The 16,207-nt window shown below is 68.2% G+C and carries 12 protein-coding genes; 8 read left to right on the top strand and 4 right to left on the bottom strand.

What is annotated here, in order from left to right; all coding sequences use genetic code 11:
* Positions 1 to 2: 2 nt before the first annotated feature.
* From BDK89_RS17205 to BDK89_RS17195, 3 genes are all read left to right on the top strand, one after another.
* Positions 3 to 1,919, top strand: coding sequence for a fumarate reductase/succinate dehydrogenase flavoprotein subunit (locus BDK89_RS17205; protein WP_166657785.1), 1,917 nt, complete (start codon positions 3 to 5; stop codon positions 1,917 to 1,919).
* A complete protein-coding gene (locus tag BDK89_RS17200) occupies positions 1,916 to 2,692 on the top strand; it encodes a succinate dehydrogenase/fumarate reductase iron-sulfur subunit (RefSeq protein ID WP_133870122.1) in 777 nt (258 codons plus the stop codon). Before BDK89_RS17205 ends, BDK89_RS17200 begins: the two co-directional genes overlap by 4 nt.
* A gap of 120 nt (positions 2,693 to 2,812) precedes the next feature.
* Positions 2,813 to 3,490, top strand: coding sequence for a TIGR00266 family protein (locus tag BDK89_RS17195; RefSeq protein WP_133870121.1), 678 nt, complete (start codon positions 2,813 to 2,815; stop codon positions 3,488 to 3,490).
* Positions 3,491 to 3,526: 36 nt separating this feature from the next.
* Here the strand turns inward: BDK89_RS17195 and BDK89_RS17190 are convergent, their stop codons facing one another.
* Positions 3,527 to 5,110 (bottom strand): ABC-F family ATP-binding cassette domain-containing protein, encoded by a 1,584-nt coding sequence (locus BDK89_RS17190; protein WP_133870120.1) that lies wholly within the window; start codon positions 5,108 to 5,110, stop codon positions 3,527 to 3,529.
* 198 nt (positions 5,111 to 5,308) lie between these two features.
* Positions 5,309 to 7,429 (bottom strand): glycoside hydrolase family 2 protein, encoded by a 2,121-nt coding sequence (locus BDK89_RS17185; RefSeq protein ID WP_133870119.1) that lies wholly within the window; start codon positions 7,427 to 7,429, stop codon positions 5,309 to 5,311.
* Positions 7,430 to 7,531: 102 nt separating this feature from the next.
* Here BDK89_RS17185 and BDK89_RS21870 point away from each other — a divergent pair, with 102 nt between their 5' ends.
* The 3 genes from BDK89_RS21870 to BDK89_RS17170 are packed head-to-tail and all read left to right on the top strand — an operon-like array spanning position 7,532 to position 10,051.
* The gene (locus BDK89_RS21870; protein WP_166657654.1) at positions 7,532 to 8,272 is read left to right on the top strand and encodes an AzlC family ABC transporter permease; all 741 of its coding nucleotides are present in this window, start codon (positions 7,532 to 7,534) and stop codon (positions 8,270 to 8,272) included.
* Positions 8,269 to 8,589 (top strand): AzlD domain-containing protein, encoded by a 321-nt coding sequence (locus BDK89_RS17175; RefSeq protein WP_133870118.1) that lies wholly within the window; start codon positions 8,269 to 8,271, stop codon positions 8,587 to 8,589. The genes BDK89_RS21870 and BDK89_RS17175 overlap by 4 nt, the downstream gene beginning before the upstream one ends.
* A 55-nt stretch (positions 8,590 to 8,644) precedes the next feature.
* A complete protein-coding gene (locus tag BDK89_RS17170; protein WP_133870117.1) occupies positions 8,645 to 10,051 on the top strand; it encodes a sigma 54-interacting transcriptional regulator in 1,407 nt (468 codons plus the stop codon).
* On the opposite strand, the gene BDK89_RS17165 is transcribed toward BDK89_RS17170, so the two are convergent.
* Complete coding sequence (locus BDK89_RS17165) at positions 10,036 to 10,527, bottom strand: ATP-binding protein (protein ID WP_133870116.1); 492 nt, start codon at positions 10,525 to 10,527, stop codon at positions 10,036 to 10,038. The two genes, BDK89_RS17170 and BDK89_RS17165, sit on opposite strands and share 16 nt — an antisense overlap.
* A gap of 233 nt (positions 10,528 to 10,760) precedes the next feature.
* Here BDK89_RS17165 and BDK89_RS17160 point away from each other — a divergent pair, with 233 nt between their 5' ends.
* Positions 10,761 to 12,116: a M23 family metallopeptidase gene (locus BDK89_RS17160; RefSeq protein ID WP_133870115.1), complete on the top strand. Its 1,356-nt coding sequence runs from the start codon at positions 10,761 to 10,763 to the stop codon at positions 12,114 to 12,116.
* Positions 12,117 to 12,167: 51 nt separating this feature from the next.
* Here the strand turns inward: BDK89_RS17160 and BDK89_RS17155 are convergent, their stop codons facing one another.
* Complete coding sequence (locus BDK89_RS17155) at positions 12,168 to 14,075, bottom strand: SGNH/GDSL hydrolase family protein (protein ID WP_133870114.1); 1,908 nt, start codon at positions 14,073 to 14,075, stop codon at positions 12,168 to 12,170.
* 99 nt (positions 14,076 to 14,174) lie between these two features.
* Between BDK89_RS17155 and BDK89_RS17150 the strand changes: the two genes are divergently transcribed.
* Positions 14,175 to 16,181, top strand: coding sequence for a VWA domain-containing protein (locus BDK89_RS17150; RefSeq protein WP_133870113.1), 2,007 nt, complete (start codon positions 14,175 to 14,177; stop codon positions 16,179 to 16,181).
* Positions 16,182 to 16,207: the final 26 nt, after the last annotated feature.

The following is a 16,207-nucleotide window of genomic DNA, read 5'->3' as shown; positions in this document are numbered from 1 at the left end:
GCATCACCCTCGACTCCAAGATCCCCGCCGGTCCGCTCGAGGACAAGTGGGACGAGTTCAAGGCGCACGAGAAGCTGGTCAACCCGGCCAACAAGCGCAAGTTCAAGATCATCGTCGTCGGCACCGGTCTCGCCGGTGCATCGGCGGCGGCGACCCTGGCCGAACTCGGCTACCAGGTCGACGCCTTCACGTTCCACGACTCGCCCCGTCGAGCGCACTCGATCGCCGCGCAGGGCGGCATCAACGCCGCCAAGAACTACAAGGGCGACGGCGACTCCGTCTTCCGCCTCTTCTACGACACCGTCAAGGGCGGCGACTTCCGCGCTCGTGAGGCCAACGTCCACCGCCTCGCGCAGGTGTCGGTGAACATCATCGACCAGATGGTCGCCCAGGGCGTGCCGTTCGCGCGCGAGTACGGCGGACTCCTCGACAACCGTTCGTTCGGTGGTGCCCAGGTCTCGCGTACCTTCTACGCCCGCGGCCAGACCGGCCAGCAGCTCCTGCTCGGTGCGTATCAACAGCTCGCTCGCCAGATCGGCCAGGGTGGCGTCAAGCTCTACAACCGCATGGAACTCGTCGACATCGTCACCGTCGACGGTCGGGCGGCCGGCATCGTCGTGCGCGACCTGATGACCGGCGAGATCAGCTCGCACTCGGCCCACGCCGTCGTGCTCGCCACCGGCGGCTACGGCAACGCGTTCTTCTTGTCCACGAACGCGATGGCCTGCAACGTCACCGCGGCGTGGCGAGCCCACCGCAAGGGCGCAGCGTTCGCCAACCCCTGCTACACCCAGATCCACCCGACCTGCATCCCGCAGGCCGACGACTTCCAGTCGAAGCTCACGCTGATGTCCGAGTCGCTCCGCAACGACGGACGCGTCTGGGTTCCCAAGAACCCCGACGACACCCGTGCGGCCGCCGACATCCCCGAAGGTGAACGCGACTATTACCTCGAGCGGATCTATCCGAGCTTCGGCAACCTGGCCCCGCGCGACATCGCCTCGCGGGCCGCCAAGCGGGCGGTCGACAACGGACAGGGCGTCGGCCCCCTCAAGAACGGTGTGTACCTCGACTTCGCCGACGCCATCAGCCGCCTCGGCCAGCAGACCGTCAAGGAGCGCTACGGCAACCTGTTCGACATGTACGAGCGGATCACGGGCGAGAACCCGTACGAGGTGCCGATGCGCATCTACCCCGCCTCGCACTACACGATGGGCGGCCTCTGGGTCGACTACGAGCTGATGACCACCGTGCCCGGCCTGTACTGCGCCGGCGAGGCCAACTTCTCCGACCACGGCGCGAACCGCCTCGGGGCGTCGGCGCTCATGCAGGGTCTGTCCGACGGCTACTTCGTGCTGCCGTACACGATCTCGAACTACCTCGCCGACTGGCTCAACAAGCCGATCCCCGGCACCGACCACGAGGCGTTCAAGGTCGCCGAGCAGCAGGCCTCCGACCGGTTCCGGCAGTACCTGTCGATCGGCGGCACCCGCTCGCCCGACTACTTCCACCGCGAGCTCGGCAAGATCATCTGGGACTACTGCGGGATGGAGCGCACCGAGCAGGGCCTCGAGAAGGCGCTGTCGGAGATCCCGGCGCTGTACGACGAGTTCCAGAAGGACCTGCGGGTCACCGGAACCGGCGACAGCCTCAACCAGACGCTCGAGAAGGCGGGCCGCGTCGAGGACTTCTTCGAACTCGGCATGCTGATGTGCCGCGACGCCCTCGTCCGCGAGGAGTCGTGCGGCGGCCACTTCCGAGCCGAGCACCAGACCGAAGAGGGCGAAGCCCTCCGCAACGACGACGACTTCGCGCACGTCACGGCGTGGGAGTGGTCGGGCGATCCGATGGCACCCGTCGAGCACCGCGAGGAGCTCGAGTACGAGGTCGTCCAGTTCCAGACGAGGAGCTACAAGTGAGCGAGAAGCTGACCTACATCACCCTGCGGATCTGGCGTCAGGGTGGCCCCGACAGCCCGGGCCAGTTCGAGAACCACGTGATCGAGGAGATCAGCGAAGAGGCCTCGTTCCTCGAGATGCTCGACATCCTCAACGAGCAGCTGATCGAGGCGGGGAAAGAAGCGATCGTCTTCGACCACGACTGCCGTGAAGGCATCTGTGGCACCTGCTCGCTCATGATCGACGGCAAGGCACACGGTCCCGAGAAGGGCACCGCCACCTGCCAGCTCCACATGCGCAAGTTCCAGTCGGGCGACACGATCACCATCGAGCCGTGGCGCGCCAGCGCCTTCCCGATCATCAAGGACCTGATGGTCGACCGGGCCCCGCTCGACCGCATCGTCGAGGCGGGCGGCTACATCTCGGCCGAGACCGGTGGCGCGCCCGACGCCAACCTGATCCCGATCCCGAAGCCGGTTGCCGACGCGTCGATGGACGCGGCCGAGTGCATCGGCTGCGGTGCCTGCGTCGCCGCGTGCCCGAACGGTGCCGCCAACCTGTTCACCGGTGCCAAGGTCACCCATCTCAACCTGCTGCCCCAGGGCCAGGCCGAGCGTTACAAGCGTGCCGAGGCGATGGTCGAGACGATGGACGAGTACTTCGGTTCGTGCACCAACCACGGTGAGTGCGAGGCGGCGTGCCCCAAGTCGATCTCCATCGACGTCATCGCGGTCATGAACGCCGACTACATGAAGGCCAAGTTCAAGAACCGCAAGAAGCTCAGCCGCACCTGACGCTGCCGATCCTCCGAACGTGCCGGCCGGTCACCCGGCCGGCACGTTCGCGTCCGGTGACTACCATCGGTCGGCAACGGCGGCCGGCAGCGTGCCGGCCCCAGGGGAGAGTGGGTTCGGATGCGCACCGAGATCAGTTACAGCCCGGCGTTCGCGATGGCGACGATCCACCTCGACCCGGGCGAGGGCGTGCAGGCCGAGGCCGGCGCGATGATGGCGATGACGCCGGGCATCGGCATCGAGACCAGCACCCGCGGCGGCATCATGAAGGGGCTGAAGCGATCGGTGCTCGGTGGTGAATCGTTCTTCCTCAACACATTCACCGCCAGTCAGGCCCAGGACCACGTGATCGTGGCACCGGCACTGCCGGGCGACGTGATCACGTGGCCGCTCACCGGCAACACGGTGTACCTCCAGTCGGGCTCGTACCTGGCGGCACCGAGTTCGATCGAGGTCGACAGCAAGTGGGGCGGTTCGAAGACGTTCTTCTCGCGTGAGGGCCTGTTCATGCTGAAGTGTTCGGGTGTCGGCGATCTGATCGTGTCGAGCTACGGCGCCGTGCAGGCCATCGATCTGGGTGCCGGTCAGACGTACGTCGTCGACACGGGCCACATGGTCGGCTGGGACGAGCATGTCCAGTACGAGGTGCAAAAGGTCGGCAACTGGAAGTCGACGATGCTCGGCGGTGAGGGCCTCGTCGTCAAGCTCACCGGGCCCGGTCGCTGCTACGTCCAGACCCGCAGCCCCGACAACTTCATCGAGTGGCTCACCCCCAAACTCCCCACCCAACGCTCCTGATCCGATCCTGCACCATCTGTGCGGGACCCCTTCTGGTCAGTGCCAGGGGTCGGGGAGGGTGTCGTGGTCGGTGACGGTGCAGTCGGGCTCGAAGACGAGGTAGCGGTCGAAGCCGCGGAGGAACCAGCGGTCGTGGGTGACGGCGATCACGGTGCCGTCGAATCGGTCGAGCCCGTGCTCGAGCGCTTCGGCCGACACCAGATCGAGGTTGTCGGTCGGTTCGTCGAGCAGCAGCAGGGTCGCGCCCGAGATCTCGAGCAGCAGGATCTGGAAGCGGGCCTGCTGGCCTCCGGACATCGTCTCGAACGGCTGTTGGGCACAGCCGTGGATCTCGTAGCGGCGCAACATTCCCATGGCGGGGCCGAGAACGACGTCGTGGTCGTGGAGGATCTCGACCGGCGTCCGGCCGACCCACTCGGGGTGCTCGTGGGTCTGGTGGAACAGCCCGGGTGCCACGTTGGCGCCGAGCCGCCACGAGCCGTCGTGGTCGACCTCGTCGCCCGCGAGCAGGCGCAGGAAGTGGCTCTTGCCGGCCCCGTTGCCGCCGAGGACGGCGACTCGCTCGCCGTACCAGAGCTCGGCGTCGAACGCATCGGTCAGCCCCGACAGTTCGAGCTGCTCGATGATCACCGCGCGCTTGCCGGTGCGGGCGCCGCGCAACCGGACGTCGATCTGCTGGTCGCGAACGTCCGGTGGGCGCTCGTTGCTCTCGAGGAACTGACGCAGTCGCGACTCCGCCGCCTTCAGGCGAGGCGCGAAGACCTCGCTGATCTTGGCGCGTCGGCGCATCTCGGCGACGAGTTCCTCGAGCCGCTCCCGCTCACGGTCGAACAGCGCCGCATCCCGTGCGCGCTGCTCGTCGTGGGCTTGCTTGGCGGCGGCGTACCCGTCGAACCCGCCGCCGTGTGTCCACGATCCGAATGCCTCGATCGTCACGATCTTCGAGGCGCTCGCCGACAGGAGCTCGCGATCGTGGCTGACGAACAACACGGCCTTCTTGGTGGCGTTCAACTCGCGTTCGAGCCAACGCTTCGCGGGCACGTCGAGGAAATTGTCGGGTTCGTCGAGCACGAGCACGTCGTTCTCGCTCCGGAAGAGGTACTCGAGTGCCAACCGCTTCTGCTCACCGCCGCTCAACGTGCGGAGTGGGCGATCGGCGACGTCACGGAAGTCGACGCCGAGTGTCCGACCACACGCTTCGTCCCAGGCGACCTCGACGTCGTAGCCGCCGGCGTCACCCCAGGCGGCGAGCGCATCGGCGTACTGCATCGGGTGGTCGGCGAGTCGGGACTCCGCCAATGCGAGGCGAGCCGCAGCGCTCTGGATCCGATCGGGAGCGATCGACAGCAGCAATCCTCGGACGTCGGTCGCCGCTCCCTCGCTCGTGTCGCCCATTCCGACCAGCTGACGCATCACGCCGAGGCGACCGTCGATCGAGACACGACCGTCCGACGGCTTCTCGTCACCGATGATGGTGCGGAGCAGCGACGTCTTGCCGACCCCGTTGGCGCCGATGAGGGCAACCCGTTCGCCCGCCCCGACGGAGAACGAGACGTCCCGGAACAGCTCGTCACCGCTCGGGAGTCGCCACCCCACTGCGTCGACCCGGATCGAACCCACGGCGTGACGCTAGACCGCGGTTGCCCGCCCGCAGCCACAGGTTCTCGCCAGAAGGGGTCAGGCACCTTCTGGCCAGCATCATGCAGGTGGCCGAGTCGGGTCGGCCAGAAGGTGCCTGACCCCTTCTGGTCGGATGCTGGTGGCCGAGTCGGGTCGGCCAGAAGGTGCCTGACCCCTTCTGGCCGGTGACCTATCGGGCTACGAGGTGGTGATGGCGCTGCGGTAGGCGTTGGTGGCGACCTGGCCGTCGTCGGGGTGGGTGAGGGCGAGATCGAGGCGGAGGGCGCCGAGCGTGGCGGGCACGTCGAGATCGATCGTGCCGACCTTCTCGACGGCATCCGCGTCGGCGTCGCCGGCGAACCGCCAGCGACGCGACCCGCCGGGCCACGACGCGGTCACGTCGACCGTCGCCCCGAGGATCGCCTCACGGCGGTCGTTGACGACGTGGAGGTCGAGTGACAGTCGGTCACCGGCCGCCACGATCGCCGGGGGCGGGTCGGCGACGACGATGACGGGCGCGCACGCTCGCTTCACGGCGTCGAAGCCGGCCTTCGGGCGCCGCTCGTGATCGAGCACGCTCCACGACACGACCGGAGCCGGGTCGTTGAACGAGAACATGCAGAAGCCGCCCGCCGGTGCGTACTTGAGCCGACGGAGCAGTTCGATGTGATGCCGGAGCAGGGCTGCCTGGTACCGCTGCGTGGCCCGACGCCACTGATCGAAGGTGGCGAAGTCGGCCGGCGGCACCCGCTCGTCGAAGACCCACTTCTGCAGACCATGGTGTCGGGCGAGGTGATCCCAGTCGAGATCGGGCCACGCGTCGGTGTCGATGAAGTCGGCGCTGTCGGGCACCGCTTGGGCACCGAACTCCGAAAGGAAACGGATGACCCGCGGGACCGCCTTCGCGAGCCGGTCGATGTCGCGGACGTGGCCGTGATACCAGCCGAAGTAGAAGTGACTGTCGGTGCCGTCGAGCATCGGCAGGTGCGGGAGCACGCCCGAGTGCGGCACCACCAGTCGGGTCGGGTCGGCCTGTTCGATCGTCCGCTTGACCCAGCGATCGAGCACCGACTTGTTCCACGACGGCAACTGCTGCGACGCGACGTACCGGATGCGCGCTCGCGTCGAGTCGCCGTCCATTCCGACGCCCGCGGCAACCGGGTCGTTGTGGGCGTTCCACTGCACGATCGACGGGTGGTGTCCGAGCGTGTCGACCGCGGCCTCGGCCTGGTGCACGGCCTGTGCGCGGACCGATCGTGCGTAACCCCACTGCAGCGGGAAGTCCTGGAGCAACAGCACGCCGAGTTCGTCTGCGGCGTCGTAGACCGGTCGCGGCGCGATGTGGCCGTGCACTCGCAGTGCGTCGAGCCCGGCGTCGACAGCGAGCTCGATGTCTCGGCGCATCTCGTCGACCGTCGCGTCGGCGAGGGCAGCACGGGTCGGGGCGAGGTTGGCGCCCTTCAGGAACAGACGCTCACCGTTGACGGAACAGCGCCAGTCGTTCCAGGCCACCTGGCGCAGACCCGTGCGGCGGTGGCGGCGATCGCTGCAGACCCCCTCGACCTCGACCTCGACGGCGATCGTGGTCAGCGGCTGATCGCCGAGCGAGCGGGGCCACCACAGTCGGGGGTCGGCGATGTCGATCGCCCACTTGACGTCGTTGCTGCCCTTCGCCACGCGTCGCTCCGACTCGGCGACGACGTCGCCGTCGACCAGGGTCCGGAGGGTGACCGCGCGCGCCGTGTCGCTGTCGAGCCGGGCCTGGAGCAACACGTGGGCTCGGATCTGGTCGGCGTCGCGGCACACGACGCGGAAGCGATCGACGCGTACCGGGCCGGTGTCGTACACGTGCACGGGGCGCCAGAGGCCGCCGGGGTTCCAGTCGCGGTCGAGACCGTCCCACTGCTGGAAGACCCCGGTGATGGTCCGCTTGCCGCGGTAGCCGTGCTGGGGCGGACAGGCCACCTCGACGGCGACGACGTGCTCGTCGTCGATCCGAGACAGTGCGGTGACGTCGAACGAGTGCGGGAAGAAGTAGCCCTCCGGGTCGCCGAGGTAGGCGCCGTCGAGGAACACGTCGGCCTGGTAGAAGACGCCGTCGAGTGTGATCCACCGACGTCGACCGTCGTCGGGTTTCGGCATCGAGAATCGACGTCGGTACAGGACGGGGTCGTCGTTGTCGGCGAAGTCCGGGTGGTGCCGCCAGTGGCCGGGCACCTCCAGCTCGGCCCAGCCGCTGTCGTCGACGTCGAGACCGATCGCATTGCGTCGGGCGTCGTCGTCGGCGCGCATCGCTCGCCAGGTCCCGTTCAACTCCACGATGCGGAGCGTACCGAAGCGGGCCCGGCTGGTACTCGTGCCACCACCGAGCGGCCGGATCCCACCCGTCTGGCCGCCACGGGCATCGGTACCCTCGCCCACGTGTCAACGCGCCGGACCGACAACATCGTGGGGCAGATCGTGGGGCAGGTCGACCGGCGCGCCATCGCCGACGCGGTCCCGCTCTTCATTCCCGCGATCCCGTTCGGGTTCGTCGTCGGGTTGGCGATCACCGAGGGGGAGATGCCGATGTTCATCGGCTGGCTGACGTCTCCGGTCATCTTTGCCGGTGCGGCGCAATTGGCGGTGATCACCCTGGCGGGCACGGCGTCGATCTGGTCGGTGATCGTCGCCGGGCTCGTGATCAACACCCGGCACGTCATGTACAGCGCTGCGATGGCGCCGACGTTCCAACGACAACCCCGCTGGATGCAATGGCTCGGTCCCTACGTGTTGATCGACCAGGTCTTTGCCTTGTCGTTCCTCCAGACCGATCGGCCACCGGCCGAGTTCCGCCGCTACTACCTCTCGTGCGGTTTCTTCATCTGGTTCAACTGGCAGGTCACCGTTGCGCTCGGGATGCTCGTCGGCCCGATCGTCCCCGACTCGTGGCGACTCGATTTCGCCCCGGCGATCATGTTCCTCGGCCCGGTCCTCATCGGGCTCGAGAAGGTGCCGCAGGCGGCGGCGGCGCTCGTGGGCGGCACCGTGTCGCTGGCGGCGGCCGGTATGCCGGACCGACTCGGCATCCTCGTCGGCGCGATCGCCGGTGTGGCGGCCGGCACGTTCGCCGAGTACAAGTACGGCGACAGACCGGTGCGTCGCGTCGAGGTGACGGCATGAGTGTCTGGAGCGCCCTGGCCATCACCCTCGTCGTCGGTGCGATGACCTACGGGATGCGTGCCATCGCGATCGTCGGGCTCGCCGACCGGGAGATCCCACTCCCGATCCAACGCATGCTCAAGAGCGTCGGTCCGGCGGTGCTCGCGGCGCTGGCACTGAATCTGGCCGCGGGAGGAGAAGGTTCGGGCCCGAGCATCTCCTGGCCGGAGGCGCTGTCGCTCGTCGCGGCAGCCGCCGCTGCCTGGTGGTCACGCAACGTGATCGTGTCGCTCGTGGCCGGCATGTCGGTGCTCTGGATCGCCTCGGCCCTGCTCTGACGCAGCCGTTCGGCCCGCGTGGGAACCACCACCGGACAAGGGCTAGGTTCGGGTCATGACCGATCGCGCCGCGAACCTGGGCCAGCTCCGAGCGTCGGGATGGCAGTCCCGACCCGTCAAGGAGGAGATCCGGGCGAACGCGGTCGCCAAGATCAGTGCCGGCAAACCGCTGTTCGCCGGCGTCCTCGGCTACGAGGACACGGTGATGCCGCAGCTCGAGAACGCGCTGCTCGCCGGGCACGACGTGATCTTCCTCGGCGAACGCGGCCAGGCCAAGACCCGCATGATCCGCTCGCTCACGGGTCTGCTCGACGAGTGGATGCCGATCGTCGCGGGCAGCGAGATCAACGACGACCCGTACCATCCGGTGTCGAAGCACGCTCGAGATCTCGTCGACGAGATGGGCGACGAGACACCGATCACGTGGGTGCACCGCCACGACCGGTTCGGTGAGAAGCTCGCCACCCCCGACACCTCGATTGCCGACCTGATCGGCGAGGTCGACCCGATCAAGGTCGCCGAGGGTCGCTACCTGAGCGACGAACTCACGCTGCACTACGGCCTGGTACCGCGCACGAACCGCGGCATCTTCGCGATCAACGAACTCCCCGACCTCGCCGAGCGGATCCAGGTCGGCATGCTCAACGTGCTCGAGGAGCGCGACGTCCAGATCCGCGGGTACAAGATCCGGCTCCCGCTCGACGTGATGCTGGTGGCATCGGCCAACCCGGAGGACTACACCAACCGCGGCCGCATCATCACGCCGCTGAAGGACCGCTTCGGCAGCCAGATCCGCACCCACTACCCGCTCGACGCCGAACTCGAGTACGAGATCATGCAGCAGGAGGCCCGCCCGCTCTCGGTCGGCGAGACGGTCGGCGTCACCGTGCCGCACTACCTCGGTGAGGTCGTCGCCACGTTCAGCCAGCTCGCGCGGGCGTCGAGCCACGTCAATCAGCGCAGTGGCGTGTCGGTCCGCCTGTCGGTGTCCAACTACGAGGCGCTCGCCGCGAACGCACTCCGACGTGGCTTGCGGGCAGGGGAGCACCACATCGTGGCGCGCGTCGACGATCTCGACGCGTTGGCGGCGAGTTCGATCGGCAAGATCGAGATCGAGGCGCTCGAGGACGGCCGGGAAGGCGTGATCTTCGACAACCTGGTGAAGGGTGCCGTGCTCACCGTCTACAACGATCGGATCGACCCGAGCCACACGACGCCGATCGTCGACGCCTTCGACGAAGGGCTCATCGTCCAGACCGGCGAAGACCTGTCGAGCGATGAGCTGGCGGCCCTCGTCGAGCGCGTTCCGGCGCTCCGCGAACCCGTCGACGCCCTGCTCGACGGTGACACGTCGACCGGAGCGATCGCCGCCGCGACCGAGTTCGTGCTCGAGGGCCTGCACCTGAGCAAGCGCCTCAACAAGGACGAGTCGGGTCAGAACGCCACTTATCGCGGGCGCTGACCGACCGACTCGGGCGTCAGCCGAACACTGACGACCTGCCAGTGGCGGCCGTCGGGACCCGATCCGGCGTCGACGATCACCTCGTCGGCGATGCGTCGGATCATGCCCAGCCCGCGGCCGGACGGGTACGTCGGCGGTGACACGCGCCAGGCGTTGACCGGCGGGATCCCACGAGTGTCGTTCGAGCCGGGTGACGTCACCGTCAGCACGACCGCCTCGCCGGCGATGCTGACGTCGAGCGTGACGATGCCGGAGGTGCAGTGCTCGAAGGCGTTGGTGACCAGTTCGGACGCCACGAGGCGAGCCTGGTCGTTCACGTCGTCGTCGACCCGGCCCTCGCAATGCTCCTGGACGGCACGACGCGCACGCTTGGCCACTTCGTCGCGGCGGTCGAGGCGGAGGGCGCGCCGTGTCGGGAACTCCGTCCGGGCCGCCTCGGGTTCTCGGTTCGCCTGCACGGTTGCCACCCCACTCATGCGCTGTTCGTTCCCGCGCCTCGTCGGATCAAACCCCACCGTTGTGATCTTGAGAGGACCTTACCGCGCTCCGATCTGCAGGGCGCCACGGAGTGGCGGGTCGGCGGGGTCGAGTCCACGGAGAGCGGTTGCCGATCGGGACACGTCGAGGCTCCTGCTCGGGCTCGGAGCGCTGCGCCGTTCTCTTTCCGTCATCGTTCTGTAATACTTGTGCGGTGTTTGTTGGGAACACCATGACGAGACGTCGCGCCCGGGCTGCGACCGCGGCACTGATCGCAGTGCTCTCGTCGTCGTTCCCGGCGTCGCACGTGTCGGCCGACCACGACGGTCCGGCGGCCGATCAGGCGGCGCGTGAGATCCTCGAGGCCCGCAACCGAGCCAACGCCGCGGCGCAGGCCGTGTTCGACGCCGAGTCGACCCTCGACACGTTGTCGATCGAACTCGACCAGGCCGAGCGAGATCTCGCGGAGACCGAGTCCGCCGTCGCTGCGCTCCGCGACGGTCTTGCCGAGTCGGCGGTCCGCCAGTTCGTCGGCGGCACCGGCGAGTCGAACCCGTTGTTCACCGACATCGCGAGCATGAACGCACAGGCGACCGCGCAGGTGTACACCGCCGCTGCGACCGAGTCGGAGCTCGTCCGGGTCGACGACTACGAGGCGGCGCTCGACGAACTCGAAGCCGCCCGGGACGACATCGAACGACGCACGGCGGCCACGGAGCAGGCACGAGAACGCCACGCCGAGCTCATGGCGGCCGCCGAAGCCGAGGTGGTCCGGTTGGAACAGATCGAGGCGGAGCGGCTGCAGGACGCCGAAGTCCAGCACGCGCTCGAACGTCGGCGCGCCGAACAGCTCGACGAGGAACGTCGGATCGCCGCAGCCGCGGCGGAGCCGGACTCGAACCAGGTCGCCGCCGTCGCCGCCGCCGTCCCCGATCCACCGGCGCAGGATCCGGGGTCGTCCGACTCGACGACCGCCTCGGAGGCGACCGCCCCGTCGAGCGGCGACGGTTCGTCTGACGCCGGAGGTTCCGGCTCGTCGGGGGGCACGTCGGGTTCGTCGGGGAGCGGTTCGGGCTCGTCCGGCACGTCGGGTTCGTCGGGGAGCGGTTCGGGCTCATCCGGCGGTTCGGGTTCGTCCGGCTCGTCGAGCGGGTCGGGTTCGTCGGGGAGCAGCTCCGGGTCGTCGGGATCGGGCGTTGCCGCGTCCGGCCAGATCGTGTGCCCGGTTGCCGGACCGCACGGGTTCGCCGACACCTGGGGTGCCCCTCGTTCGGGCGGTCGAGTGCACCAGGGTGTCGACATGATCGCGGCGGTCGGCGTGCCGATCGTCGCCGTCGAGGCGGGCCGTGTCGAGTACGGGCAGATCAGCAACGGCGCTCTCGTCGCTCGGCACTGGGGCGCGTCGGGCACGTACTACTTCTATGGTCACTTCTCGGCGTTCGAGGGAACCGACCGGTATGTGAGCAAGGGTGAGGTCATCGCCTACAACGGTGCGACCGGTACCCACACGCCGCACCTGCACTTCGAGATCCACCCGACTCGCGGCGTGCCGATCAACCCGTACCCATACGTGCGCGCCGTCTGCTGAGCCGCCCGAGCCGGTCGGGCCAGTACCACCCGTCGAGTCGTGCCTGCCGAGTCAGTACAGCGAGATCGGGTTCGGCACGGCGCCGCGCCACTCCGGCCTGGGGCACGGATCGGGCGCCGGCTGACCGACCGCCCAGGGCCGTGGGCACGGCCGCCGTTCGAGGTGGGCGATCCAGCGACTGATGTAATCGGGGATCGCCCAGGCGCCCGCCGTGGTCACGTGGATGCCGTCCCAGAACCAGTCGGGTCTCGGGTCGCTGTACGCGGCCCAGTCGGCGAGGTGGACGTCGTCGTACTGCGGCAATCCGACGATCGCCCGAAGGCTGGCGTTCTTCTCCACGTAGGCGCGCTGCTCGGTCGGTCGGAAGACGGCCGTGTTGTACGACTGCCACAGCACCGTGTGGGCGCCCTTCGCCCGGGCCGCCTGGACGACGGCGTCGAACTCGGTCGGGAAGTAGGTGAACCAGTCGTTGTAGCCGGCCTTGATGTAGACGATGTCGAACGTGCCCGGGGCCGCGTGAATGGCCTCGACCGCTGTCGTCGGTCGAACCCCGGTGGTCGGACTGACGCACGACTGGCGCACCAACCTGCGGCAGTTGCCCCGGTCGAACACCGATTCGAATCCGATCAGGGCGCCGGCGGTCTGGGGGAGATACACCAACGACGACAGGGTCGAGTCGCCGACGAGCAACACCCTCGACGGCGGTGGAGGCTGGTTGCGCCCGGCTGCGGTCGTGGTCGCCACCGGTGTGCCCGTGAACCACCCGTTCATGTCGACGACCAGGTCGGTGCTGGCGTGCGACCGGTAGGCGAGGCCGGCGGTGCTGACCCGGGTGATCGCCATGTTCGCGACCGTGTGATCGCGGAACGCAGCGTTGACCGACGAGGTGTCGGGAAGCCGGGTGCGGGCGGGGAACGCCGTCACGTGCCCGGTTCGATCGGGAGCGACGACGGTCAGGTTGGTGACGACGGCGGACGCTCCGGCGACCGGGAGGCCGAGTTCGATCGTCCCGTCCTCCCAGAGACGCCCGTCGTCCCGGCGGGTGTCGACGAGTCGTCGCGGGTCGGTGGGGACGAACAGTCCGACATCGCTGTTCGCAGCGGACGGTCCGGTGAACCAACCGACGAGATCGACCATCATGTGGCCACCGCCGTACGACTCGATCGTGAAGCCACCCTCGTCGACCGGGAGGACGACGGAGGCGGCAGCGACGCGGCCCGAACCGTCGAGGTTGAGGAACGACGTGTTGCCCGCCTTCGCCTCGGACGGATGCGCGGAAAGGTGCCCGGCACGCGGCTCGAGCACACTCGTGATGTTGACGACGACGGCCGTGGCGTCGGCTCGGACTCCATCGGGAAGCGCGACGTCGAGCGAGCCTCCGGCTCGGAGTGGGCCCGATGGCGTCGCGGGCGTTCGCGTGTCGACGAGTCGGCGTGGCGCGACGGGCACGAAGCGTCCGTCGCGACTCGTCGTCGCCGGCACGAACGCCGCCGTGACGTCGACGACGAGGCCGCCGGGACGATGCTGATGGAACGCGAGGTCGCCGTTCGTGCCGAGCCGCACGATCGCCGAGTTGGCGACCACTGCGCCGGGGCGCGTGTTGAGGTTCGACGCGGTCGGGAGCCGTGTGCCGCCGGGATATGCGGTGACGTGACCGAATCCGCCGTTCGGCGGCGCCGTGATGGTGACGGCGACCGCCACGGCATCGTCGGGAACCGCACGGTGACCCGCGACGTCGACCGTCACGGTGTGGGCGTCGACCCGGGTGCACCCACAGTCGGCCTTGCGGGTGTCGACGAGGCGGACCGGGCCCACCGGGACGAGCCGACTGGTGCCGGGCGCCGCCGAGGTCGGCGGCGACATCGCGGCGGCCGGCACGAACTGCATCAGCAGTGCGGCGACGGCGAGCGCCGCCCACCGGCGTCGCGCCGCGTCGCGCATGCCCGTCGATCGTGTCATCAGGTTGTCGTCCGCCACGCGAAACCCCCAGCCCTCGCTCGGCACAGCGTAGTTCGCCCGCGCTCGGGGGGTGGCCGATTCCTCGGGTACCGTGGGCACATGGCGACCCGGTTCACCTACTCGCGGTGGGACGGCACCCAGCGCGGCTTCGATCTCGATGCCGACCTCCTCTTCGATCAGCTGACCGACGAGTTGCTGTACCACGGCGATGTCAATGCGGCGCTCCGGAGGATGATGCAGGACGGCATGCGCGACGCCGACGGCAACCGGTTCGACGGGCTCCGCGATCTGATGGAACGTCTGCGCGAGCAACGCCAGGAGCGGCTCGATCGGACGAACCTCGGTGGGGTCTACGACGAGATCGCGGACGAACTCGCCGACATCGTCGACGAGGAACGTCATGCGATCGACAACGCGCTCCGCGATGCCGAGTCGAGTGGCGACGAGCGGCGCGCCGACGCCGCCCGACAGACCGCGTCCGACCGCAATCTCCGTCTCGATCTGATGCCGGACGATCTCGCCGGCAAGGTGCGGGAGCTGAGTGCGTACAACTGGGAGTCCGCCGAGGCACAGCGTCGTTTCGAGCAGATGCTCGACCGGCTGCGCGAGCAGCTGATGCAGCAGATGGTCGATCAGATGTCGGACGGCATGCAGAACATGACGCCCGGTGACATGCAGCGCATGAAAGACATGCTCGCGTCGCTCAACGAGATGCTCCAGGATCGGCAAGCCGGACGCGAGCCGAAGTTCGACGACTTCATGGAGGAGTTCGGCGACTTCTTCCCCGAAAACCCGGAGAACCTCGACGAACTCCTCGAGCAGATGGCCCAGCGCATGGCTGCGATGCAGGCGATGCTCAACTCGATGTCACCCGAGCAGCGCGCTCAGCTGCAGGAGCTCTCCGACCAGCTGATGGACGACATGGATCTGCAGTGGCAGATGCAGCAGCTCGGCGAGAACCTGCAGCAGATGTTCCCCGACATGAACTGGGGCCGTTCGTACGACGCCCAGGGCCAGGACCCGACGGGCTTCTCGCAGGCCATGCAGACGATGCAGGAACTCGGCGAACTCGATCAGCTTGAGAACCTGCTCCGCAACGCCACCACGCCCGGTCAGCTCGCCGAGGCCGACATGGACCGGGTGCGCGACCTCCTCGGCGACGACGCCGCACGATCACTCGAACGGCTCGCCGAGTTGACCAAGATGCTCGAGGATGCCGGCCTCATCGAGAACAAGGAGGGTCGGCTCGAGCTGACGCCCCGCGGACTCCGCTCGGTCGGTTCGAACGCGTTGCGCGACCTGTTCACCAAGCTCACGAAGGAACACGTCGGCCAGCACCAACTGCATCAGTTCGGTCAAGGTCACGAGCGCACCTATCAGACCAAGCCGTACGAGTTCGGCGACCCGTTCCAGCTCGATCTGCACCGCACGATCCGCAACGCGCTGCGCCGCACGGGGTCGGGCACGCCGGTGTCGCTCGACCCGGACGACTTCGAGATCGAACGCACCGAGCACCTGACGAGGTCGAGCACCGTCCTGATGCTCGACCTGTCGATGTCGATGCCGATGCGCGACAACTTCCTGCCGGCGAAGAAGGTGGCGATGGCGCTCCACCACCTGATCTCCACCCAGTTCCCGCGTGACTACCTCGGTCTCGTCGGCTTCAGCGAGACGGCCCGTGTCGTCGCGCCGGAGGAGTTGCCCGAGGTGTCGTGGGACTTCGTGTACGGCACGAACATGCACCACGGTTTCACCCTCGCTCGCCAGCTCCTGTCCCGCCAGACCGGCAACAAGCAGATCATCATGATCACCGACGGTGAACCGACGGCGCACATCACGCCGCGCGGCGACGTGTACTTCAACTATCCGCCGGTTCGTGAGACCGTCGAGGCGACGCTGCGAGAGGTGGTGCGTTGCACTCGCGACCAGATCCGCATCAACACCTTCGTCCTCGACGCCACGATGGCGCTCGAGGCCTTCATCGAGAAGATGACCCAGATCAACGGCGGTCGCGCGTTCTACACCACCAACGAGGCGCTCGGCGACTATGTCCTGGTCGACTTCCTCGAACGTCGCCGTCGGATGACCCACCGTCGGGCAGGCTGAGCCGTCGGCACGACTACGATCGTCCT

The organism is Ilumatobacter fluminis, from assembly GCF_004364865.1.
Lineage (GTDB): Bacteria > Actinomycetota > Acidimicrobiia > Acidimicrobiales > Ilumatobacteraceae > Ilumatobacter > Ilumatobacter fluminis.
The sequence above is the reverse complement of the archived record's forward strand: the minus strand, read 5'-3'. Positions and strand labels throughout refer to the sequence as shown.

Coding starts and splice junctions, on each gene's coding strand:
- BDK89_RS17195 (WP_133870121.1), top strand. CDS start 2,813: ATGCGCACCGAGATCAGTTACAGCCCGGCGTTCGCGATGGCGACGATC.
- BDK89_RS17175 (WP_133870118.1), top strand. CDS start 8,269: ATGAGTGTCTGGAGCGCCCTGGCCATCACCCTCGTCGTCGGTGCGATG.
- BDK89_RS17170 (WP_133870117.1), top strand. CDS start 8,645: ATGACCGATCGCGCCGCGAACCTGGGCCAGCTCCGAGCGTCGGGATGG.
- BDK89_RS17165 (WP_133870116.1), bottom strand. CDS start 10,527: ATGAGTGGGGTGGCAACCGTGCAGGCGAACCGAGAACCCGAGGCGGCC.
- BDK89_RS17160 (WP_133870115.1), top strand. CDS start 10,761: ATGACGAGACGTCGCGCCCGGGCTGCGACCGCGGCACTGATCGCAGTG.
- BDK89_RS17155 (WP_133870114.1), bottom strand. CDS start 14,075: ATGACACGATCGACGGGCATGCGCGACGCGGCGCGACGCCGGTGGGCG.
- BDK89_RS17150 (WP_133870113.1), top strand. CDS start 14,175: ATGGCGACCCGGTTCACCTACTCGCGGTGGGACGGCACCCAGCGCGGC.